The organism is Halorubrum sp. Atlit-28R, assembly GCF_003665955.1.
Classification (GTDB): domain Archaea; phylum Halobacteriota; class Halobacteria; order Halobacteriales; family Haloferacaceae; genus Halorubrum; species Halorubrum tropicale.
Genome location: NZ_QPLS01000110.1, coordinates 1 through 559, shown reverse-complemented (window position 1 = coordinate 559; position 559 = coordinate 1). Strand labels below are relative to the sequence as shown.

At 71.9% G+C, this 559-nt stretch carries 1 protein-coding gene; it reads left to right on the top strand.

Annotated elements, in window-relative coordinates; genetic code table 11:
• On the top strand, window positions 1-559 hold a 559-nt coding region (locus tag DVK06_RS17050; RefSeq protein ID WP_199718767.1), incomplete at both ends, for an inositol-3-phosphate synthase.

Here is a 559-nt window from a genome sequence, read left to right as displayed (position 1 = left end):
GGACACGACCGGGATGGTGACGGCCCGCGAGCCGGTGGCCGCGCTGGACCTCCCCGCCGTCGACGACCTCGTGTTCGGGGGCCACGACATCCGGTCCCAGCGAATCGAGGAGACCGCCGAGGAGATGGCGGGCCACGGCGGCGTCGTGGCACCAGACACCCTCGACGCGGTCCGCGAGGACCTCCGCGAAATCGACGAGCGCGTCGAACTCGGGACCGCCCGGCGGTGCGGCGAGGCGGTCGAAGGGATGTCCTCGGAGACGACGGGAGAGGACGTGTCGGTTGCCGACATCGTCGAGGAGATACGGGCCGACTACGCCGCCTTCGCGGACTCGCAGGGCGTCGACCGGTTGGTCGTCGTGAACGCCGCGTCGACCGAGCCGCCGATTCCGACGCCCGGCGACTACGACACGCTGGCGGCGTTCGAGACGGCGGTCGAGCGCGACGACCCGAACCTCCCCGCGAGCGGCCTGTACGCCTACGCGGCGCTCCTCGACGGCCACCCGTACGTGAACTTCACCCCCAGTACCGGCTCCTCACTCGGCGGCCTCCGCGAACTC